Below are 22,322 nucleotides of genomic sequence, written 5' to 3' on the forward strand. Positions count from 1 at the left end.
ATATTTTGTGGAGGTGGAAAAATGGATAAAAAAGCAATCATAAACTATTTTGAACAAAGTGGTATGGAAGAGCATGAGGAAATAAAGTACAAAAATAATCTAATGATTATGAGACTTTTCTACGATTTTGATGAAGAAGAAATATCTGCGGCAAGGTCCTATGCTGATGATGAATGTAAAGAAGAGTCACAGGGAGAAGTGTGGTATTCAGAATATTTCCTTCCATATTTAAGTGAAATAGCTGTAGATAATGTGGGGGAAATTATTGAAGAGCTAATGGAATCACAGGAAGTCCAAGCACAATATGTTGCATATGATGTGGATAAGGAAGAATATGACTATTGTGAATTCATTGCAGTAATTGGAGAAGAAGATGATGAATTCGAGATAGAAGATGTGTTAGAAGAGCTTGAAATTTAGAGTGAAATTCTTCTAAAAAGATTTAAAAAAAAGAGAAATTCTAAGGTATGTAAAGCTTATCATAGCATTGGCTTTACATACCTTATTTTTTAGTATAAGCAGCTTATATCAGACATTGAAGATACAGGGATATGTGATATAATTACATTAAAAACGTATCTATTAATCCTGAGATGTGCGTGGCTTAATATGTTCAACCTACGAAATAATAACGGGATTTTCATCAATCATAATGTGTCAAGCTCCAGCAGCATAGGCTGTATTGGATTTCCAAGATGGAGACGACTGAGGTATGATGAGAAGAACCCACCTGCAAGATAGCAGGTTGTGAACATTTAGGATCACGGCATATTGGGAACGAGTTAAAACACCTCATTTGAGGTGTTTTTCATTATGATAGTGATACGCTCTCCAGATTCTTATAGGATTCATATAACACCAATAGCTTGTCCAATTGTTGACTTAGATATACAACTTTATTATCAGTTGGCTCTAAATAAATGAGATAAGAGTACAATTTTTCTCTTAATACCTCAATGTTTTTTATTAAGTAATTGTTATTCATCAAAAATCACACCTTATTTTTAATTATGCGCATTCATATATATTTTTGGTAAATAAAGTAATTAAAATGTTTGTAAACTAAAAACATAACCTATATATAGTGAATTTGTTACGCAAAATCTATTTTACCAAAAATAGTACAAATTGCAATAATAAATCAGTTACATTAATTTACAATAATGTTGACCATTTTCAATTATGTAAAATGTAAACGTATCAATAATTCCAAAAAACAAAATATAAATTATGAAATATTGAAAATAGTCGAAAGATACATATAAAAAATAAAAAAATAATAATGTAATTTCCTCATATAATTGAATATGGTATAATTTATTTGTCTTAGTGCAGAATTATATACGTAGGATTGGGGTGTATTTATGTCAGTATTGATACAGAATTTAATAGAAGACCTAAATTTAGAAATGCTAAATGAAGGAAATAAAGATAATATAATAGATGTGAGTGATTTTAATAGACCTGGACTTCAGTTTACAGGCTTTTATAATTATTTTGCAAATGAGAGAATTCAGGTAATAGGAATGGCAGAATGGAGCTTTTTAGAGGGAATGCAGCCTGAGCTCAGAAAGAAAAGATTAAATAAGTTCTTTTCCTTTGAAACTCCCTGTGTAATTATAACTAGAGGACTTAATCCTCAGCCTGAAATAACTCATTATGCCGCAAAATATGATAGATGGTTTTTAAGAACCAATATGAGTTCAACTAAGTTTATAAGTAGATTGACAAATTATCTATCTGATAAATTAGCTCCGGAAACAAGGCTTCATGGTGTACTTGTGGACGTATATGGAATAGGTATACTTATCACTGGTGAAAGTGGAATAGGTAAAAGTGAAACTGCTTTGGAACTGATTAAAAGGGGTCATAGATTGGTGGCTGATGATGCTGTAGATATAAAGAATATTGACGGAATGCTTGCTGGAAGATCTCCCTTTATTACAGGAGGGATGATGGAAGTAAGAGGAATGGGTATAATTGATGTTCCTGCCCTCTATGGCTTGAGCTCAATTCTTTATAAAAAGAACATAGATTTTATTATAAGTCTAGAGCAGTGGAAATCTGATGAAAATTACGATAGATTAGGTATAGATAATCAGACCATGGATATATTAGGGGTGCCGGTTAAAAAAATAGTCGTACCAATAAGGCCGGGAAGAAATGTAGCAGTAATTATAGAGGCTGCAGCAGTTAATTATAGATACAATTTAATGAGTAGAGAAAGCCCTGTGGATACCATAAATAAAAGAATGGAGATGCAGACAAAGAATGACCAAAGCTGGGGTTAGAAAATATATTTTTGATTTAAGAGCTGATATGGATAAGGATGTAAAGAAAATAAAGGACGAAAAAATATATTCTTCTCTAATTGGGAGTCAGCATTTTAATGAGGCAAAATGCATTTTTGCTTTTGTAAGTTTTCAAAATGAAGTTAATACGCATAAGTTTATAGATTATGCCTTAAAACAAGGAAAAACCTTAGCTGTTCCATTGGTGATTTCTAAGGAAAGAGGTATGGCAGCTGTGGTTATCGATAGTCTTAAAGAATTAAGACCAAATAAAATGGGAATATTGGAACCCGAAAATTATGAAGGAAAAATATTAAATCCTAATGAAATAGACTTAATGATAGTACCTGGACTAGCATTTGAAAAAAGTGGCGGAAGAATTGGCTACGGTGGTGGATTTTACGATAGGTACATACCAAAGCTGAAGAAAGATGCTGTAAAAATAGGAGTAGCCTATGATTTTCAGATATTGGATTCAATTCCTATGTATGAGCATGATATGAAAGTAGATTATGTGATTACAGCTTAATCACATAATCTACTTTTTTATAAAAAGCTTTATTCATAATAAAAAATTATTTTTAAATTTATTAAAATAATTTTCGGGATATTCAAGGCTGCCTATATAGCCATGTTTTGTATCGCCTATATCTCCTCCATGGTAATCTGAGCCGCAGGTTATAATTTTATTATTTTTAATAGCTAAATTAACAAAATTTTTAGTGTCATTTTCTTCATTTAAAGAATATATGGCTTCTATACCGTCAAAATCAAGAGCTAATAGATCTTCAGCTGAATTCTGTTTTACTAGTACAGGATGAGCAAGAACTGTTATAGCACCAGCAGATTTCAAAAGCCTCAAGCCTTCTTTCGGGGATAAATTTTTGTTTGGAACATAAGCGGGGCTGTCATTTCCAATGAGTTTGTCAAAAATATATTCCCAGCTAAAATCATAGCCAGCTTCAAGTATGGCTCTTGCTATATGAGGTCTACCTATGACTCCTTTTGCCTTATTTAATATATTCTCATAATTGAGACTGATATCAAAATATTTCTTTAAATTTTCTATTATCTTTCTACTTCTCCACTTCCTATGCTCTTCCATGCTCTTAAGTTCACCTTGGAATTTGTCGCTCAAATAATCCTCACTATTAAAGTACCCCAAAATATGGACATTTTCACCGTTTTTTTGAGTTGATAATTCTATTCCAGGAAAAACAGTAATTCCAGAATTTCTTGAAGACTTCAAGGCTTCTGATAATCCCTTAGTAGTATCATGATCTGTAACAGCTATATAGCTTAAATTTTCTTTCACTGCCAAAGCTACTAATTCCGATGGTGACAATTTGCCGTCAGAAGCAGTGGTGTGAAGGTGTAAATCTATTTTATGTTTCATCGTATCGCTCCTTGTAAAAGTAATGCTTAAGAAAATTTTCTAACAGTATTATATCATTACTTTTAGTAGATTTCTAATGTGAGTAAATCCTAATGTGAAGATTCAATATTGAGTTTTACTAAACCAATAATGGCACAAATCATATAAATTATATAACTTTTTTATATCAGACATGTCGATATTATCCATTTCGTATATGCCATCCCAAGGAAATAAAGAAATATTTTTCTCATCATAAATATTAATAACATATTTATTTTTATTGGTGTCAACAAAAAATTTGTAGGCAGGCTTTTTATTTTGAGAAGAACCTTTAAAATTTTTAGCATTTAGTGAAGTAAGAAAATTGCAAAATAAAACGGTGTCATCCTTGTCAAGTTTCTTTTCCTTTTGCAGATTTGTTTCCAGTACCGTGATGTTTTTTATATTATATTTTTTTATGTCATTTACCATACTTTGAGTATAGTAATTTGAAGAGCTTTTTTTACCTTGCACAAAGCTTACAAGAGGATCCATGGAACATCCTGTAAATAACAGCATTGATAATATTATTGATATGTAAACAAATATTTTTTTCACAGCGTTACCCCCTGAACTGAATGGAGTTATAAAACTTTATTTAAAGCAGTAGATATGTCAGAAAATTATAAATATCTATAATAAAAAATATGAGGTTTGCAAGAAAATTATTACTTAACAAAGGATTTTCACAAATTAAAAATATTTTTAAATATGAGAATAAAACATAGCAATAAAGGAAAATATTTATATATGTATAACTAAAAACTAATTTATATAAATTAAAGCAGGTGATGATATGAGGATTGGTATACCCAAAGGATTGATGTATTGGAAATATGGATATATGGTAGAAGATTATCTAAAGGAATTGGGTATTGATTACATAGTATCTCCAAATACAGATAAAGAAATATTAGATAGAGGAGTAAATTGCTGTGTAGATGAAGCATGTCTTCCGATAAAGGTTTTTCATGGTCATGTGGATTGGTTAAAAGATAAGTGTGATTTAATAGTAGTTCCCAGAATAATGCAAATTAAAAAAGATGAATTTATATGTCCTAAATTTTGTGGAATTATAGAGATGCTTAAAAGTTCTATTGATAATCTTCCTAAACTTACTGAAATGCCCATTTATGCTTTTAATGAAAAAAATTTATTTAACTGGTTTTTAAGCATATCAGAAAGCTGTACATCAAAAAATAAAAGTAAGGAAGCTTTTAGAAAAATAAGAACTATTGAAAAAGTCCATCAAAAAATAGACAATAAAAACTTTAATATCAATGTGGCGCTTCTTGGTCACCCTTATAGTATAAGCGATGAATTCTGCAATATGAATATAGAAAGAAAACTCAAAAGCATGGACTTCAATGTATTTACGGAAGAAAATGTGAGAGAAGATATTATAGATGAAGAGATTAAAACACTCTTTAAGAAGCCATTCTGGACTTTTGCACGAAGAAGCTATGGTGCGGCAATGTATCTCTATCATACCAAGGCCGTGGATGGAATGATATATATATCTTCTTTTGGATGCGGTATAGATTCAGTAGTTATAGAGCTTATAAGAGAGCAGCTTGGAGATTTCCCCTTTATGATAATTAAAATAGATGAGCATACAGGAGAGGCAGGATTAGATACAAGAATAGAAGCTTTTAAAGATATGCTTGAAAGGAGGAATTTAAATGAAGGTGAGCTTCCCAAACTTGGGTAATTCATATGTAGCCGGCAAAGCTCTTATGGATGATTTAGGCATAGAGTGCATAATACCAAGTCCAAGCAATAAAAATTCTTTAAGCTTAGGAGAAAAATTTGCACCAGATGAGATATGCCTTCCCTTTAAAATAATGGTAGGAAATTATATTGAAGCTATAGAAAAAGGTGCAGATACCATTATCATAACTGGAAGCTGCGGACCTTGCAGATATGGTGAATATTGTGAACTTCAGCTTAATATATTAAAAAAAATAAAGAATGATTTGAAGCTCATAGTGGTAGATTCACCTAAGGATATAGGAAGAGATGATTTTATGAAGAGAATAAGTTACATATCTAAAGGCAGTGACTTACCTTTAATAGCAAAATTATCTGCAGCGGCAAATGCACTAAAAGTTATTAATTTAATGGATTCATTTGAAAAAGAGGTAAAGATAAAGGCTGGCTTCGAGAAAAAAAGAGGAGAATGTAAAGATTTATTATATAACTGTAGAAGGGATGTATCTCAATCCAAAGGAAGCCGACAGATGCTTGAGGTATTAAAAAGTTATAAAAATAAACTAAAAAATATAGCTCTGGATAATAGTAAAACTCCTATAAAGATAGCTATTATAGGAGAAATATATACCATTATAGAACCCTTTACTAATGTATATCTAGAAGAGAAGCTTATGGATTACGGAGTTATAAGCACTAGAACCTTGTACCCAAGTTGGTGGGTAAAAAATCTTCTTATGTCAGTTATTAGGCTTAATTCTCTCGATATAAGATTAGCATCTCAAAAGTATTTACCCTACTACATAGGGGGGCATGGACGAGAATGTGTTGGAGAGGCTGTGCTGGCTCAAAAGCATGGCTGCGATGGTGCTATTCAAATATTTCCGACAGGTTGTATGCCTGAAATTGTTTCGAAAGCTATACTACCAAGCATATCAAAAGATAAAGATTTTCCTATAATGACATTAATAGTAGATGAGCTTTCTGGAGAAGGAGGCTATATAACAAGATTAGAAGCTTTTGTGGATCTTTTGGAAAGGAGAGATAAAAATGTATTATATAGGTGTTGATGTAGGATCTGTAAGCACAGATGTAGCGGTAATAGATGAAAAATTTAATGTAACAGATAAACTTTATTTAAGAACTATGGGCAATCCAATAAAGGTGGTTCAAAGCGCATTTAAAAAACTATCTGAGAAATATGATAATTCAGATATAAAAGGTATAGGAACTACAGGTAGCGGGAGAATTATTGCTTCATACATTATTGGAGGAGATGCAGTAAAAAACGAGATAACTGCACATGCAGTAGCTGCACTTTCTGAGGATGAAAATGTAGAAACTATCATAGAGATAGGAGGGCAGGATTCCAAGATAATAATATTAAGAAAAGGGATAGTTACGGATTTTGCCATGAATACTGTATGCGCTGCTGGCACAGGTTCTTTTCTTGACAGGCAAGCTGAAAGACTTGGAATTGCTATAGAGAATTTTGGGGAGTACGCTCTTAAGTCTGAAGCTCCAGTAAGAATTGCAGGAAGGTGTGCAGTTTTTGCAGAGTCAGATATGATACATAAACAGCAGGTAGGATACAATCAAAGTGATATAATAAGAGGGCTTTGTGATGCACTGGTAAGGAACTATTTAGGTAACGTGGCCAAAGGAAAAACTATACAAGGGAAAATATTTTTCCAAGGAGGAGTTGCAGCAAACTTAGGCATGAAAAAAGCTTTTCGGGAATGTTTACAAAGAGAAATATATGTACCTGAACATTATAACGTTATGGGAGCTATAGGAGCGGCGATATTAGCAAAAGAAGCAGTTGATAGAAAAGGAATGACTAATTTTAGAGGGTTTGAAATAGGAGACAGCAATTTTCAATCCAGAAGCTTTGAATGCAATGGCTGTTATAACGGTTGTGAAGTAGTGGAACTTTCCGATGATCAGTGCATAATAGGTTATCTGGGAGACAGATGTGAAAAGTGGAGCAATAAATTAGCTAAGCAAAAAATGAATGCATAATAGATTAAATACCTCACTTAAATGAGAAAGTGGGGTATTAGTATTTTTAAAGCACTATCTCAGTTTATTAAGCTTAACAAATTCAGAAGATATGCCACTATACCTAGTTATATAGTTATAATGGCATAGATAGCTTAATTGAGATTACTAAAATTATAGGTGAGAGTGTACAAACATTAAAAAATATAGTAAATAGAGAAATAACTCTAAAAATTAGATATGTTTATTGAAATATATACCAATACAACGAAGAAAATGATAATATTATATTGACAAAAATTTAATATTTAATTTTATACGAAAGGAGGTTATTAAAATAAATTATGGCAAGCCTGAAAAAAGAAAAATAATTATATTCTTTTTAATTATCATGACAATGTTTTCTGTTGCTTGTTCATCTAAAGACACAAATGAAAATAAGGATAATCCGTTACCTGTTAGTGGTAAAGGTATTAAAGAATTGAAAATTACAAATAGAAGTTATATAGACAAAAAGGTTGCAAATGATGCAGATATAAAAAAGATAATTAATTTAATAAACAGAGTAAAAGTTAAAAAAATAAGCAATGAAAGTCTTTCAGGGGAAGGATATATTGTAGCAATAACATATTCAAATGGTGAGAAAATAAGTCTTGGTTTTTTGAGTACAACTTTAGAGTTTAAATGTAATGAATTTAATGCTAGTTATGTGATTGATAAAAACATTCTTGACGGATTAGATGATATATACAATGAAGCATAATTGCAGAATATGAAATATGTAGGACTATCTTAAAAATGGACATAAAAAAGCGGTTTCAGAGATATCTCAAAAACCACTTTAACTGTTTATTAATGCCGAAGGCGGGAATCGAACCCGCACGGTTGTTACACCACTGGATTTTGAGTCCAACGTGGTATTTTAAAGGGCTGAAAGCATTGAAAATACATGTATTTATCCAATTTGTAAAAATATACATTGAAAAATACACGCACGACTGTTATAATAAATTTATAACAGCAAAACGATTTTTTAGGGGGTAAAATACATGAGTATTGATAAACTTTTAGATGCTGATTATGAAGAACTAACTAGAGAAAAGACACCTAAAGAGATACATAATAAACAAAGGAAAGAGCAAAAGATAAAGAAGAGAAATCAAATTCCAAACAATTGGAATATGGCTATAGAAAGTTTTTTAGAAGATAGAAGGATAAGAAATTGTGCCACACAGACACTCGTTTTTTATAGGGATAATCTAAAATACTTCTATCGTGATTTTATTGAACCTGAAGGAATTGAAAGACCTATTGATTTTACAGAAGATGATTTAAAAGACTATATAGACTTTTTAAGAGAAAACGCAAATAAAACAAGTTCAATTAATATTCGATTAAGAGCGTTGAGGTCATTTTATAACTATCTATTTGAAAATGAATATATGACTAAAAAACTAAAGATAAAGCAACTAAAAGAAGATAAAGAAATTATTGAAACTTTTACTCAAGAGCAAATAAAGAAAATGTTAATAAAGCCTGCTATAAAAGGCTCACTTGCAATTTATAGGGACTATATTACAATTTTAACTTTGTTAGGCACTGGAGTAAGATTGAATAGTTTAGTCAACATTCGCATAGGTGACATAGACTTTGAAAAGAAAGAAATAAGAATTAATACTACAAAAGGTAGGGAGCAACTTATATTGCCATTAGACAATTATCTCAAAAAAAATTTACAAGAATATATTAATACTTTCGATTTTGATGAAGATAATTACTTGATTTGTACACAATTTGGAGAAAAAATTGCAAAAAGAACTGTACAAGATAGAATAAATATTTATTGTAAAAAACTTTTAGGTGAAGACGTAAGATGCAATATTCATAAATTTCGCCACACATTTGCCCTTGAATATATAAGGAGTAGAAGTAAAAACGGGTCATTTGAACATGGTAGTTTATTGGTTTTACAGCGTTTAATGGCTCACAAACAGATTCAAACTACGATGGTGTACCTAAATCTTCTGCAAGAGGATATTAGGCGTGATTTTTTCAATAATTCTCCTTTATCTGTAATGGCAGATATTAAACAAAAGAACGGAAGAAAAGCAATAAAAATGAATGTTGATAAAGAATAAAATAAGAAAATCCAAGCATTAAAACTTGGATTTTTTTATTTATATGACGTGTGGTAAAATTCAACAAAAAAGAATTTTTATAGAATTAACATATAAAATTTGACTCTTGCTTTTATTTAATTTACAATAAACACCAATAATAAAATTATGAGAACGGAATATAAGAAGGTGAAAATAATGTATAAATAAAGATAAAAAAAGAATGTTGACAGCCGACCAAAGCAAAATCAACATTCTATCTAAAAGAATTTGTAACAATTATTATGTAATAATAATACTATGCTTACAATTGAAAAGCAAGTTTTATATACAATTTTAGATAGAAATTTTTCGGTATGGCTGTACAACTAAAATAAGGTACAGCCTTTTTTATATTCCCTGTAAGGGGGGATGTAAAATGTTAAGCGAAACAAACATGATAGTTAAAGTAAATTTTTTTGATAATACAATATATATAAAAGACTATTTATTTGCAAGTAAAGACTACAGTAATACTACTATTGCAAATAATAAGAGTAAAAATGATAGTAATATTATTGCAGAATCCAATACTGAAATAAAAGACAATGTAAAGACTACAACTGTAACTTTGAAAAATAAGAAAGACTTAAGCAAAAAAGAACTTAAAGAAATAAAAGCAAAGAAAGAGAAAGCAAACAAAATAAGAACTATGGAAAATGCATTAGACGAGTTTTATAATATACATTCGTTAAATGTAGACAGAAGTAATAAAGTAATTTTCTTCACGATAGATACTCGCTATGCTGTTAAAAAGCGTAGCGACATGAAAAACTTAGCAAACAAATATATTAAACTATTAAACTATGAAATTTATAAAAGTAATGAAATTAAACTCAGAGTGTCTTATGTCTTAGAAGAGCACATAAATGGCTATCTGCACGTTCATGGCTTTATATACAACGCTACAAAATTTGAATATGATATCATACAACATAAAGCAAATAGAATGTTTGATAGATACTGTGAAGAGAAAAATATTAAATTCAAGCCTCGCAAACTCGTAGGAACAAGTAAAAACAATGTTTATATAACATATAAGATTATAAATACAACTAACGAAAAAGGTATAAAGCAAACAAAAGAATATGTAAGCAAATATGTACAAAAGCAATTAAAAGACGCAAAGTACAAAATACAACAGAAAGACAATAAGAAGGAACTTAAGAAATTTAAAAATGTGCAGTTCTTCTTCTATACAAAAGAGTGCAGAGATTTAAAGAAAGTATATAAATTTAATATGTTCTTACATGATATGCAGAAAGAAGATTTTTACAAGCAAATCAATAAATATATAAATAAAATAAATGAAAGTAAAGAATATAAGAAAGTAAATATTTACAATAAAACTTATGAAAATATATACATGAATAAGAATTACACTTTTGATAAAAAAGATTTAGAAGAGATAATAAGGATACTTTCTGTATTTGTAAGTATTTCTGCATATAACGTAAGCAGAGACGCATTAAAGAAAAATAATGATGCAACTGACTTTAACTATATAAAATATTATAGACAAATACAAGACGTAAGTGTATGTAGAAAGTATAACGTATTTTTACAAAAAATCGGAGTGAATGATAAGGAGTTGTTTGAACTTGCAAGTTAGAAATATCTTTAAAAAATTGAATATTAAACAGGCTTATTTTTTAAAAATGTAAAAAAGTAAGTCTTTTTGTGCTGTCAAGAAACTTATATGCTAAAACGCAAAGCGTTTTAGCTAAGAAGTTTTTTTGTGAATGTAAAGAAAAATAAACAAGAAAAATGCAGGAAAACAATTTTAAATTAAAGTTTGTCTACTGCTCGCTATACTTGTTGTAGAAATGCTTAAACTTTAGAGAAAATTATATAAGAAATATTGCATTATCAATACTTTTAAGGCTTTTAGATGAACATTTTAAAAATACTTTTAGGATAAATAAAAAGAGCAATAAATGCTCTCTTATTTCAATAAAAAACTAATATTTATTATCTTTTATATATGTTTTAATATCCAATAACTTCCGACGAGACTTGTTCTATAATGTCATTAGAAATTTTACCTATTTCTAGTAAATATACATTATTTAATCTAGGATTAAATATTCCTAGGTTTCTAATTGCTTTGAACTCTTTATGTATTGAGTGAATTCCCATTAAATAATACATTAGCAATTGCAAAGTATGAGCATTGGTAGGTGCTTTTACTGAAACTTTAAAATCCCATAAAGTATCTTCAGTAAGAAAATCACCATCACCCTTTGAAACTACGTCAGTGTACCCACCTTCAAATGTGAAACCATCCTTAGTTATAGGGCCATATTCCTTAATAAAATTTATGCTCCTATTAACCATAGTTCTAATATTAAATATAGTATCAATATCAGGTTCAATATTTTTAACAGGTTTATATCCAATTAAACCTGCTCTAAAGCAAACATCATACCCTGCTAATTTACAGGCATTGGATATAGAGTTATCATCTAAACCTGATATACCTTTTAATAATTTTTTCGCATAAGGCTCATCTTTAATTAAAGAAGCACCTAAAAGTGAAATTCTAAATGCCTCCTCCTTTGGAGTTCCTATAATATATCTTGTCATATAATCTACTGCTATGCCTACTAAACTGCTATGTATATTTTCGTCACATTTCAAGTCAATACCATCGTTTAAATTTATAACGGCAAACTCTTTCGGTTTTATATATCCGCCAGTAGGTTGCTTTATCTGTTTTATTCTTTGTGTTACTGAAGCCACTATGTAACCCCTCCTTAATATTTTATATTTCTCCCCAAGATTCTCCATAACATTCAAGGCTTAAATAATAATTTTATCATTAAATTCACATTAGATTACAAGTATGAATTAATATGTTTATTATTATACCATATCTATCTTTTTTATCCTACATATACCTACTTCTATTTTACAATATATTTATAATAAAATTATCATAAAATAATTAATACATATAAATACTCTATATTAATTAATTATAGTTATAAAGCATAATAAATATATTATGTTTTTTACATTTATTTTTGATTTTGGAATATATGTATATAGTTGTAATTCCATAATAAAAATATAATGAAATTATTATAAAGTAATAACTAGGTATAAATATTCTATATTAACTAAATATAATTACAAAGTGTAATAAATATATTATGTTTTTACACTCTAAAATTGATTTCATAGCAATTATACTTTTGTAAAATAATTCTAAAAAAATATTGCTTTTACAACCTGTGCATGTTAACATCACCACCATGATACATAATTTTATATATTAAAGGGGGCTGATAACATGAACAAGAAACTAAAAATACTTATGATAGCAAGTTTAATTATAATACTAATTGGAGGACTTACAGGCTGTGGTACTACTAAAAAAGCAGTAAATACTACAACTACACAAGTGGAAACACAAAAGGTTGAAGATAAGCAGGAGGCTCTTAAAAAAGAATTGCAACCATTACTATTGAATTTTGCAAGAAGCGGATTAACTTTTGACTATACAACATATACAGTTGATGACTACAAGAAAATAAAGAATTTTGAAACACAAGATTCACAAAAATTAGAGGTAGAGCAAAGTTTTGTAGACCAATGTAACAGAATTAAAAAAAATAAAGGAATCGCCAACGTAGAAAGTATAACTATAGATTCCATAGAGCAAAAAAGTGAAAATGTAATTGATGTTATATTTACTGCAAAACAAAACGTTAAATCCTATACGGAAAACGGAAAAGACTATTCCAATTCCGTAGACAATGTAAAAATATCTGCAACACTTGTAAAAGAAGATAACGGATGGTTAGTAAAAAGTTATGCATTTGATATAAAGTAAGTGTGTTTAAACACACTTATTTTTTTATGCAAAAAAAGTTGAAAAACAATTCTTTCTTAAATATTATTTTCTTATAATAAAAATATACAAGGGGGCGATAACAATGAATAAGAAATATAAATTTTTAGTAATCTTATTTTTAATAATAAGTTTCTGTGTTATAAATACAAATGTAAATGTGTATGCAGTTGGAAACGGCAAAGTCCTTGATGGAAATGATGCTAATACAGGGGGAAATAGTAATAGTGGCGGAAGTAATAATAAGCCATCTATTCCAAAGCCTAAGCCACCAACTACACAATGGTATGATAAAATTTTATGGGATAAAGTTAATAGTAGTATTTCTTGGATTGATGATAGCGATAGACTTGTTATTACAGATAATCAAGCCACTAAGAATCGTGAGTCAACCGTTGGAAAGGACTGGAGGTGGACATTTTCTTATGGAGAGAAAGAAGGAAATATAACCCAAAGTCTAGGAGAGAAATTTGATAAGCAACAAATTACTTTTATTGCTCCCCGAAACGGATACTACTATATTACATCTACACCAAGAGTAACAAAAACCACATATTTTTATAATAGACTTGTAACTACAAAATATTGGCTAAAACAAGATGAGGATGGTACTTATATGGTTTCAAGATTTATTTCTCGTGAGGGGGAAGTACCTACGAAAAATATTGTAAAACAAGAAGATGTTTTGCAAAGTTATTTGATGAAAGATTTTAAAATCTATTTAGAGCAAGGGCAAAAATTTGAACCAAGCACTATAACAAAAATTACATCTGAAACCACAGATATAAATACAACTTCTACATTAGTTAAATAAGTAAAAGAGATAGTAAACCAACTATCTCTTTTTTTATGCTCTGAAAACATAATATATTTATTATAAATCTTATATAATAAATTCTATTTATATATAATTGCTTATAATTAAAAATAAATCTTTAAAAATATAATATATTTATTAGAAAATAGAAAAGACACTATTTTTTAGTGTCTTTTTCCATGCTTAAAAACTTATAAAATGTAGTTTTTTTTAGGTTTACTAAACGCATAAATTCTGTACTTGTTATCTTCCCATCTATATATAACTTATAATATTTATCCCACGACTTTGGCTTTTGAGCCTGTGGTCTGCCGAACTTTTGCCCTCTAGCCTTACATGCATCGTACCCCTCTTTTTGCCTTTCACGAATAGTCCTGCGTTCATTTTCGCTTATGGTTGTATAAACTTCTATTAAAATATTATTAACCATGTCAAATAACCATTCTTGACCTTGGGAGAAATCCTGCATTGTTGTAGGAATATCTAATACTTTAATCTTTATACCTTGTTTTCTAAAGTATTCTAATTCCTCTTTAGTCTGCGTCTTGTTTCTTCCCATACGGTCTAAAGATTTAACATAAACGACATCATTTTTCTTTGCTATCCTCTTTAAGATTTGGTAATTTTCCCTATTAAAATCTTTACCACTCATGCGGTCGATAAAAAGATTTTCTTGTTTTACATATTTTAATAGAGCATCCACCTGCCTGTCAATTTTCTGACTCCCATCGTTTGTACTGATTCGTATGTATCCATAGATATTATTTTCCATAAGTATCACTTCCTTTCAATTTTATTGAATCCAATTGAACCACATCTTCCGTAAAACTTCAACTTTTTTTACGGAAAAAATAACGTTATTTTTTATAGCAAAAACAATAGCAAAAAAGGTATAAATTAATAGTTCGCTTGAGTTTACTTTTGCGGAATAGACAAAATCAATAAAATATCTATTATAAACATTATAAACTGTTGATGTTGTTTCCATAATTTGCTATATTATTTGCAAGGAGATATAATTAATACGAATGTAAGAGTATTTATAAATTTTTTATATTAATAGAGTTTTATTTATATGTACGTACAAAAGGATAATTTAACAATTAATTAAGTATCTATTCGAGTAAAACTTGCAACAAGGGAGTAATAATCCCAATCATAAGTATTAAAAAAGACTTTAGAAAAGAGGTAGTGTAAAAGCACTACTTCTTTTCTTTTTAAGAAAGATTTGAAAAGTTATCCTTTTATTATTATTATTTTAAAAAAGTAATAAAAGTAATAAAGGAGGCTGATAACATGAATAAGAAACATAAAATAATTAAAAACATTTTATTAACAACTACATTTACTATAATATTTACTGCTTGTTTAATACCTGTTAGACAAAGTAGTGCTAATCCACTTCTTGCATTATTAGTAAAAGTTGCAACAGCAGATGCAACAACTACAGCAGTAGTAGCCGAAAAATTTGATATGCTCAAAGATTTTCTTAAAGACAATAATTTTTCTACGGAAGGAATGACAAAAGAAGAAATATTTGATAAAGCACAAGGGTTAGGAGGTATGGAAGATTTTAAACCAAGTGAACCAACAGATTTTGGTACAAAAATAATGAATAACCTATTCGGTAATGATAATCTAATCTTTTTTAGGTCTGATGAGGGTTATGACTTTATTTCAAAACCTGGGGAGGATGGGTTTGGATTTAATGATATAGTAACAGAATTTCTTGCAAATACTCTTACAGATACGATGGATAACCTAATGCACCCAATCGATTCAGCGATAAATACCGCAAGTAATAAAATAAATGAAACCTTACATCCTATAGAAACTCTTGAAAAACAATTCGATTTTTTAGATGGTCAATCTAATTTTTTAGATAAATTTGATAGCGATAAATACGAAACTAAAACTAATGAAAATGAGCCATCTTACGATATGGCAAACGAAAAGGATTGGACAGAAGATTATATTATGCAGTTAGAATTAATGGAAAATAAACTAGAAGTAACAACGGATTTTACGCAACAAGAGGAAGAGCATATAAATATGCAAGAAGATTTTATGCTTAATACACAATTGCAAATGGAACAGCAACAAGAGTTACAAGAAAATATGCAACAATTCCAAGAGCAACAACAAAGTCAAATGTTAGATATAATTATTAAATAAGCAAGTTTCATACTTGCTTTTTTTAATGCATAAATTGACTTCATTTTGCTATATAGAGGTTAAAAAGAAAATAAAGCATATTGGAACAAAAAAAGCCAATTCTTCCTTACACCATCAGCAACGCTCTGCGTTGCTATGCTGTTGTTAAATATATCTTTCTCCCCTTCTTTATAAATAAAAAAAGCCAAGCTTTTTTTATTTTACTTTATTTCTTCTTTATTTCTTTAATAATGAAAAGAAAAACTTGAAAAACTGATTTATTAATATTTACATGTATGTATACCATTATTTATATTATGCAAGAGTTTTTTTATATTTTATTTTTTATATTACTTGGAGATATTTTTATTTTACTTTAACTTTTTTATATACTACTTGGAGATATTTTTATTTATAACTTTTTAATATAACTTGGAGATTTTTAGACTATAACTTTTTAAGAACAATGGAGGATTTTAAATTATCAACTTTTATTATAAGATTTGGAGATTTTTTAAATTGCAAAGAACTAAACTATTATTACTTTATTACTAAACTATTTTTTAACTCTATATAGAGTTGGTATTTTTACACCGTTTTGGTGTGGGTTGCATGTTTATAAGTTGCAATAACATACTTGCTTATAAAATGTGCTTTTTTACTAATCTTAGCGTATTTACTAAATCGTAAGATTAGTGGTGTAGTCTTAACTTAAAGTGTGTTGAAGAGGCTATGGCTTGGGAGAAATCCCTTGCCGAAGGCAAAGGGATTTTCAAGGGTGCTGAAAGGCACTCTAAAAAAATAATACATATATCTACTATCGGGATTAACGCTTGGACACGATAGTGAACAAGTGTGTTAATCCCGTATAGTGCGTGTTAATAGATATATTTTCTATAATAAAAAGGAGTAAAAACAATAAAAACGTAGTTTTTAATAATTAAATTAGGCTAAATGCCTATATTTAATTATTTATAACGAATTTTGATTGAATATTGATAAATTTTAAATAAATAAAGATATAAATAAAGAAATTAAGGGGGTGAAATTGTGTCGACAATATATGTCGCAAATAAAATTAGAAAGGTTGTGATATTATGGCTAGTCTTAAACATCAGTTTTTAACTTGTATAGATAGAAATTTTAATGAAAGTGGCTCTGATAAACATTCTGCTAAAGGAGGACAGCACAGCGGAACTGAGGACACTATGGGACGTGTTTGGTCTTATGCGGAAAGAAAGAGTTTGATAGATATATCTTCGCAATTGGCTGTTTTCTGTAAAGAGAATTTTGGTACAAAGCAAATAAAAGATATAACAGCAAGTAATATTCAAGATTTTTTGAAAAGTAAAGCCGACACCTGCAATCGAAATTCTTTAGAGAATTATGTAAGCAGACTAAATAAAATTGAAATTCTTGTTAATAAAACATTTGAAACTGCAGATGTACATTGGAGGGGTAATATTGTTGCTCCTCAAAGTAATATAAGCATGGAAGGTAAAATAAGGAACGTATTCATGGAAAGGTCAGATTTTAACCGAATATTAGAATTTGGGAAAGATAGCAAAAGCCTTGCACCGATTGCTGTGGAACTTGCAGGAATTTGTGGATTTCGTGCAAGTGAATTAGAAAAATTACAATTAAGGGATATTAACTTTAGTAATAATACAATACACATTCACGAATCCAAGGGTGGAAAGTCAAGAGATATAGAAGTAACACAAGAACAAATGGATAGAATAAAAGAAATTGTACAAGAAAGAGGATTAACAAACCCAACCGACCATATAGTAGGCATAAAAGCCGAATCTATAGATAGATGGCTTAATCGTGCTTGTTCTTCCGAAGAATTAAAATTAAATAAGTATAGCGATGCGAAATCTGGAATACATGCAATTCGCAAGATGGTAGCAACAGAAAAATACGAACAATTTATAAGCGAAGGTTATAATAAAAAAGAAGCAATAGATAAGGTTAGTAATTTCCTTGGGCATGGAGAAAATCGCAAGGATATTGCACAAGCATATATCAAAAATTTATAGAAAATAGCAGTTTTTACTGCTATTTTTTGCTGTAAATACGATTTAAGCATTTTTAAAAACGTTCTAAAACATAGTAAAATCAAGGGTTTAGGATTCTATTAATATAAATTAATAGAAATTAATTTGGGTCAATTTGTATTAATACAAGCCAATGAAAAACAATTTCAGCCCGCCTAAAAGTCGTTCAATTTTTTGATAAAAAAATTTAATGGCTTTTGGGTGGAAATAAAAAAGCACCTTGCATTTCTGCAAAAGTGCCTTTCAATTAAGAAATTTTTTAAAAAAGATAATATGAATAAGAAACTAACATTAGAATATTTTAAATAAAAATAAAAAGCAAGTTTTTTATAAAAAATTTAAAAAATGATAGAAAAAAATATGCGTACGACTATATTTTTTATAAACATGCAGAAAAATAAAAAAAGTGTATTTTTATACACTTTTCATTTGGTGCTGATGGAGGGACTCGAACCCTCACGATTTGTGGTCGTCGCATTTTGAGTGCGATGCGTCTGCCGTTCCGCCACATCAGCATATTAATAAATATACAATAATTTTATAATATTTTGTGTGGCTTGTAAACACGATTTTGAGTCCAGCGCGTCTGCCAGTTCCACCACTTCGGCGGGAACATTGATATAATATCATGATGGGGATAATATGTCAATAATTTTTTATACTTTATTTTCTGTGGAATATATTTCTAGAAAGTAAATAGAAGATAAATAAGCAAATTTTGTCGCAAACGTATTGTTACTTTCAAGTATATTTGTTAAAATAGATTTGAACTCGGTTTACATATGACCCAGCGGGACTATTTTAGTCCAAGCGAGGCAATATAAATTATGTAAAAGAAATATAGGAAGGAGATTGAATTATGATCTATTCACATGAAGTTGAACAAATGGTATGTGTAGCTAAAGGACCAAACCATGGACCAGCACCAATTCCTGAAGAAGGAAAATGGGTACAAGCTAAAGAAATAAAGGATATATCAGGCTTAACACACGGAGTGGGCTGGTGTGCTCCACAGCAGGGTGCTTGTAAGCTTACATTAAATGTAAAGGAAGGTGTTATTGAAGAGGCTCTAGTTGAGACAATTGGATGTTCAGGAATGACACATTCAGCTGCAATGGCTTCAGAAATACTTCCTGGAAAGACTATACTTGAAGCATTAAACACAGACTTAGTTTGTGATGCTATAAATACAGCAATGAGAGAATTATTCTTACAGATAGTATACGGAAGAACTCAGAGTGCTTTCTCAGAAGGTGGATTACCAATAGGAGCAGGTCTTGAGGATTTAGGAAAAGGACTTAGAAGCCAGGTTGGTACTATGTACGGAACTAAGGCTAAGGGAACTAGATATCTTGAAATGGCTGAAGGCTATGTAAACAGAATAGCTTTAGACAATGATGGACAAGTTATAGGATATGAATTTATATCCCTTGGTAAAGTTATGGATGCTCTTAAAAAGGGTGTTGATGCTAACGAAGCAATAAAGAATGCTACTGGTACTTATGGTAGATTTGTTGAAGCTGCTAAGTTAATCGACCCAAGGCACGAATAAGAGAAGGAGGAAGAGTTAATTATGGCATTATTTGAAAGTTATGAAAGAAGAATTAATCAAATCATACCAGCATTACAGAAGTATGGCATAAATTCAATAGAAGAAGCTAAGGCTGTTTGTGATGAAAAAGGTATAGATGTTTATAATATGGTTAAAGGAATTCAGCAGATATGCTTCGAAAATGCTTGCTGGGCTTACACTGTAGGTGCTGCAATAGCAATAAAGAAGGGCTGTACAAAGGCTGCTGAAGCTGCTGAAGCAATAGGAGAAGGCTTACAGTCTTTCTGTATACCAGGTTCTGTTGCAGATGACAGAAAAGTTGGTTTAGGACATGGAAATCTTGCTGCAATGCTTTTAAGAGAAGAAACTAAGTGTTTCGCATTCCTTGCAGGACATGAATCTTTCGCTGCTGCTGAAGGTGCAATCGGACTTGCTAAATCAGCAAACAGAGTAAGAAAAGAGCCATTAAGAGTTATACTTAACGGACTTGGAAAAGATGCTGCAATGGTAATCTCTAGAATCAACGGATTTACTTATGTTCAGACTCAGTTTGATTACTATACTGGAGAACTTAAAATAGTTAAAGAAACAGCTTACTCCAACGGAGAAAGAGCTAAAGTTAGATGCTACGGCGCTGACGATGTTAGAGAAGGCGTTGCTATAATGCACAAGGAAGGCGTTGATGTTTCAATAACTGGAAACTCAACTAACCCAACTAGATTCCAGCATCCAGTTGCAGGTACATACAAGAAAGAATGTAATGATCAAGGAAAGAAATACTTCTCAGTAGCATCTGGTGGTGGTACTGGAAGAACTCTTCACCCAGATAACATGGCTGCAGGTCCAGCTTCTTATGGTATGACTGATACAATGGGAAGAATGCATTCAGATGCTCAGTTCGCAGGATCTTCATCAGTTCCAGCTCACGTTGAAATGATGGGTCTTATAGGAATGGGTAACAATCCAATGGTTGGTGCTACTGTTGCTGTAGCTGTTGCTATAGAAGAAGCAATGAGCAAATAGTAATTGACCTGTATTAATTAAAAAACATTAGACACGTATATTAAAGAAATTTAATGTAACGTGTCTTTTTACGTTCGCTTAAAAAGAGGGTTATATTATTATCCGGTAATTGTAGAAGTAGATAAATTCAATCTGTAAGTACCATATTCCATAATATTATCAAGCAATAAATTGATTTCATCCATATTGGAACAAACGACTTTAAGTAAATAACATCCATCACCACTAATTCTATGTGCCTCAGTTATAATTGTATTTGCTTTAATAAACCTAACGAATTTATCGTGTTTTGTTGTTTTCATGAAAATAGTAATAAATGCAATAATATTTTTGCCAAGCAAAGAATTGTTAGTGCAGATAGTATACTGAGTTATAATACCTAAATCTTGAAGCCGTATGATTCGATTGGATACTCCTTGAGGAGTTAAGTGAATATGCTCACCAATTTCTTTAAGTGATATTTTTGAGTTAATCTTTAGCATATCCAAAATTTTTAAATCTATTTCATCAACCATAATGCAAAAAATCCTTTCATTTTTAAAGGAAAACCAATGAATTCCTCTCACATTTCAACCTTAATTTAAGATAACATTAGTATAACAAATATAAGCAAATCATTAAATGTAAGGTGGAATAAAAATGAAAAAAGCATTACTTGTAATTGATGTCCAAAATGAATATTTTACTGGTAAATTAAAGGTAACCTATCCTATTAATAGTCTTGATAACATACTAAAAGTCATGGATCATGCACGAAAAAATAATATGATTATTATAATTGTTCAACATGCAAGTATTTCAGGAGATACATTTATTAGAAATTCAAATGAGTGGCAGATACATCCAAAAATTATTGAAAAATCTTATGACTATCTTATTGAGAAAACTAAACCAAGCAGTTTTTATGAAACTAATTTGGAAGAAATATTGAAAAAAGAAAATATAACAGGAGTGGTTATTTCAGGATATATGACTCAAATGTGCTGTGATACAACATCCAGAGAAGCATTTCATAAAGGATACTATGTTGAATTTTTATCAGATGCTACTGGAACTATCGATGTAAATAATAAAGTTGGTGTTGTAAGCAGTGAGGAACTCCATAAAGTTACTTTAATTACTCAAAGTTTAAAATTTAGTGATGTAATAAGTAGTGATGAATGGATGAAATCAAATAACAGTTAAGTGAAAAAATATAATTGGTTCAGAAGGCCAACCTTTAATATTATCATCAATATTAAATGCTAAGCCTTTATTTTTAATTAAAAATACACTTTGCTCAAAT

The 22,322-nt window shown here is 29.9% G+C and carries 22 protein-coding genes, 1 tRNA gene and 1 other RNA gene; 17 read left to right on the top strand and 7 right to left on the bottom strand.

Annotation, left to right across the window (positions count from 1 at the left end; translation table 11 throughout):
* Positions 1–21 precede the first annotated feature (21 nt).
* Both IAI10_RS00795 and ssrS read left to right on the top strand, forming a co-directional pair.
* Positions 22–420, top strand: a complete 399-nt coding sequence (locus IAI10_RS00795) for a hypothetical protein (RefSeq protein ID WP_315671400.1) — start codon at positions 22–24, stop codon at positions 418–420.
* Positions 421–582: 162 nt separating this feature from the next.
* A non-coding RNA gene (gene ssrS, locus IAI10_RS00800) (6S RNA) lies at positions 583–782 on the top strand.
* A 29-nt stretch (positions 783–811) separates the two neighbouring features.
* Here ssrS and IAI10_RS00805 read toward each other — a convergent pair.
* Positions 812–985, bottom strand: coding sequence for an aspartyl-phosphate phosphatase Spo0E family protein (locus tag IAI10_RS00805; protein WP_315671401.1), 174 nt, complete (start codon positions 983–985; stop codon positions 812–814).
* A 379-nt stretch (positions 986–1,364) separates the two neighbouring features.
* Between IAI10_RS00805 and hprK the strand changes: the two genes are divergently transcribed.
* Positions 1,365–2,291 carry an HPr(Ser) kinase/phosphatase gene (gene hprK / locus IAI10_RS00810; protein WP_315671402.1) on the top strand — a complete coding sequence of 309 codons (927 nt, stop codon included), beginning with the start codon at positions 1,365–1,367 and terminating at the stop codon, positions 2,289–2,291.
* Complete coding sequence (locus IAI10_RS00815) at positions 2,272–2,820, top strand: 5-formyltetrahydrofolate cyclo-ligase (RefSeq protein WP_315671403.1); 549 nt, start codon at positions 2,272–2,274, stop codon at positions 2,818–2,820. Before hprK ends, IAI10_RS00815 begins: the two co-directional genes overlap by 20 nt.
* A 33-nt stretch (positions 2,821–2,853) precedes the next feature.
* Here the strand turns inward: IAI10_RS00815 and IAI10_RS00820 are convergent, their stop codons facing one another.
* Positions 2,854–3,687: a PHP domain-containing protein gene (locus IAI10_RS00820; RefSeq protein ID WP_315671404.1), complete on the bottom strand. Its 834-nt coding sequence runs from the start codon at positions 3,685–3,687 to the stop codon at positions 2,854–2,856.
* A gap of 102 nt (positions 3,688–3,789) precedes the next feature.
* Positions 3,790–4,266, bottom strand: coding sequence for a DUF4883 family protein (locus IAI10_RS00825; RefSeq protein ID WP_315671405.1), 477 nt, complete (start codon positions 4,264–4,266; stop codon positions 3,790–3,792).
* Between the two features lie 238 nt (positions 4,267–4,504).
* On the opposite strand from IAI10_RS00825, the gene IAI10_RS00830 reads away from it, so the two are divergent.
* The 6 genes from IAI10_RS00830 (at position 4,505) to IAI10_RS00855 (ending at position 11,187) form a co-directional block, all read left to right on the top strand.
* Positions 4,505–5,419, top strand: a complete 915-nt coding sequence (locus IAI10_RS00830) for an acyl-CoA dehydratase activase-related protein (protein WP_315671406.1) — start codon at positions 4,505–4,507, stop codon at positions 5,417–5,419.
* A complete protein-coding gene (locus tag IAI10_RS00835) occupies positions 5,391–6,488 on the top strand; it encodes a 2-hydroxyglutaryl-CoA dehydratase (protein WP_315671407.1) in 1,098 nt (365 codons plus the stop codon). The genes IAI10_RS00830 and IAI10_RS00835 overlap by 29 nt, the downstream gene beginning before the upstream one ends.
* Positions 6,469–7,440 (top strand): acyl-CoA dehydratase activase, encoded by a 972-nt coding sequence (locus IAI10_RS00840; protein WP_315671408.1) that lies wholly within the window; start codon positions 6,469–6,471, stop codon positions 7,438–7,440. The genes IAI10_RS00835 and IAI10_RS00840 overlap by 20 nt, the downstream gene beginning before the upstream one ends.
* Positions 7,441–7,900: 460 nt before the next feature.
* Entirely contained in the window at positions 7,901–8,182 is a 282-nt protein-coding gene (locus tag IAI10_RS00845; protein WP_315671409.1) for a hypothetical protein, read from the top strand.
* A gap of 286 nt (positions 8,183–8,468) precedes the next feature.
* Positions 8,469–9,557 carry a tyrosine-type recombinase/integrase gene (locus IAI10_RS00850; protein WP_315671410.1) on the top strand — a complete coding sequence of 363 codons (1,089 nt, stop codon included), beginning with the start codon at positions 8,469–8,471 and terminating at the stop codon, positions 9,555–9,557.
* A 397-nt stretch (positions 9,558–9,954) separates the two neighbouring features.
* On the top strand, positions 9,955–11,187 hold the full coding sequence (locus tag IAI10_RS00855; protein WP_315671411.1) for a hypothetical protein: 1,233 nt from the start codon (positions 9,955–9,957) through the stop codon (positions 11,185–11,187).
* Positions 11,188–11,564: 377 nt separating this feature from the next.
* Here IAI10_RS00855 and IAI10_RS00860 read toward each other — a convergent pair whose 3' ends face one another.
* Positions 11,565–12,317 carry a hypothetical protein gene (locus IAI10_RS00860; protein ID WP_315671412.1) on the bottom strand — a complete coding sequence of 251 codons (753 nt, stop codon included), beginning with the start codon at positions 12,315–12,317 and terminating at the stop codon, positions 11,565–11,567.
* Between the two features lie 553 nt (positions 12,318–12,870).
* Here IAI10_RS00860 and IAI10_RS00865 point away from each other — a divergent pair.
* Both IAI10_RS00865 and IAI10_RS00870 read left to right on the top strand, forming a co-directional pair.
* Positions 12,871–13,413, top strand: a complete 543-nt coding sequence (locus tag IAI10_RS00865) for a hypothetical protein (protein ID WP_315671413.1) — start codon at positions 12,871–12,873, stop codon at positions 13,411–13,413.
* Between the two features lie 103 nt (positions 13,414–13,516).
* Positions 13,517–14,245: a hypothetical protein gene (locus tag IAI10_RS00870; protein WP_315671414.1), complete on the top strand. Its 729-nt coding sequence runs from the start codon at positions 13,517–13,519 to the stop codon at positions 14,243–14,245.
* A 160-nt stretch (positions 14,246–14,405) separates the two neighbouring features.
* Here the strand turns inward: IAI10_RS00870 and IAI10_RS00875 are convergent, their stop codons facing one another.
* Positions 14,406–15,020, bottom strand: coding sequence for a recombinase family protein (locus IAI10_RS00875; RefSeq protein WP_315671415.1), 615 nt, complete (start codon positions 15,018–15,020; stop codon positions 14,406–14,408).
* 524 nt (positions 15,021–15,544) lie between these two features.
* Between IAI10_RS00875 and IAI10_RS00880 the strand changes: the two genes are divergently transcribed.
* Positions 15,545–16,423 (top strand): hypothetical protein, encoded by an 879-nt coding sequence (locus IAI10_RS00880; RefSeq protein WP_315671416.1) that lies wholly within the window; start codon positions 15,545–15,547, stop codon positions 16,421–16,423.
* Between the two features lie 1,076 nt (positions 16,424–17,499).
* Entirely contained in the window at positions 17,500–18,444 is a 945-nt protein-coding gene (locus IAI10_RS00885) for a site-specific integrase (protein WP_315671417.1), read from the top strand.
* 448 nt (positions 18,445–18,892) lie between these two features.
* Here the strand turns inward: IAI10_RS00885 and IAI10_RS00890 are convergent.
* Positions 18,893–18,977 (bottom strand) — tRNA-Leu (locus tag IAI10_RS00890).
* A gap of 344 nt (positions 18,978–19,321) precedes the next feature.
* On the opposite strand from IAI10_RS00890, the gene IAI10_RS00895 reads away from it, so the two are divergent.
* Both IAI10_RS00895 and IAI10_RS00900 read left to right on the top strand, forming a co-directional pair.
* Entirely contained in the window at positions 19,322–20,014 is a 693-nt protein-coding gene (locus tag IAI10_RS00895; protein WP_315671418.1) for a hypothetical protein, read from the top strand.
* Positions 20,015–20,035: 21 nt separating this feature from the next.
* Entirely contained in the window at positions 20,036–21,037 is a 1,002-nt protein-coding gene (locus tag IAI10_RS00900; RefSeq protein ID WP_315671419.1) for a GGGtGRT protein, read from the top strand.
* 98 nt (positions 21,038–21,135) lie between these two features.
* Here the strand turns inward: IAI10_RS00900 and IAI10_RS00905 are convergent, their stop codons facing one another.
* Entirely contained in the window at positions 21,136–21,552 is a 417-nt protein-coding gene (locus IAI10_RS00905; protein ID WP_315671420.1) for an Lrp/AsnC family transcriptional regulator, read from the bottom strand.
* Positions 21,553–21,676: 124 nt separating this feature from the next.
* Between IAI10_RS00905 and IAI10_RS00910 the strand changes: the two genes are divergently transcribed.
* Positions 21,677–22,222, top strand: a complete 546-nt coding sequence (locus IAI10_RS00910) for a cysteine hydrolase family protein (protein WP_315671421.1) — start codon at positions 21,677–21,679, stop codon at positions 22,220–22,222.
* Positions 22,223–22,322: the final 100 nt, after the last annotated feature.

The sequence above is a fragment of the Clostridium sp. 19966 genome (assembly GCF_032335695.1).
Taxonomy (GTDB): domain Bacteria; phylum Bacillota; class Clostridia; order Clostridiales; family Clostridiaceae; genus JACTOJ01.